The organism is Streptomyces alkaliterrae, assembly GCF_007097205.2.
Taxonomy (GTDB): Bacteria; Actinomycetota; Actinomycetes; order Streptomycetales; family Streptomycetaceae; genus Streptomyces; species Streptomyces alkaliterrae.
On record NZ_VJYK02000679.1, the window covers coordinates 1 to 603 of the forward strand.

Here is a 603-nt window from a genome sequence, read left to right on the forward strand (position 1 = left end):
GGCGGGCCGCGGGGGCCCCGCGCGGTGGGTTCCGGCGCTCGGTTGCAGCGACGCGCACCGGGAGCCGCAGGTCGTCGGGCATCCGCAGACCGTCGTACGGGCCGACGACCTGACCCGGCGGGACGTGCTGGCGGCGGTCCGGGCCGGCCGGAGCTATCTGGCCGAGTCGTCGGCGGTCTCCCTGCGGTTCTCCGCCGTCGACGAGCGCGGCGGGCACGCGGGGATCGGCGAGGTGCTGCGCACCGGGCCCGACGCCCGGGTGACGGTACGGATCGAGGCATCCGGAGCCGCCGCCGACGCCGTGTGCCGGCTGCTCACCGACCAGGGCGAGCTGCGGTCGGGCCCGGCGGGCCGGGCGCTCACCTGGCGTACGACCGCCGCCCAGTCGACGTACGTACGGGCGGAGGTCCGCCGACCAGGCTCCGGCGGCACGCCGGGCGCGATGGTCGCCATGACCAACCCGCTGTGGCTGAGCGCCCGTTCCAGTGCCGGTTGAGTGGCCGGAAGCCGCGTCGGACCGTCGGGTGTCGGCCATCCGCCACCACCCGCCGGTCGAACCCGTAGCGCCCCGGGGACGCCGACGCAAGGGGGGTGGGGCGGACG

1 protein-coding gene is annotated in these 603 nt (G+C 77.6%); it reads left to right on the forward strand.

What is annotated here, in order from left to right; genetic code table 11:
- Positions 1–496: CehA/McbA family metallohydrolase domain-containing protein (locus FNX44_RS28445; RefSeq protein WP_500274216.1), on the forward strand; the 496-nt coding region annotated here is incomplete at its 5' end.
- Positions 497–603 lie beyond the last annotated feature (107 nt).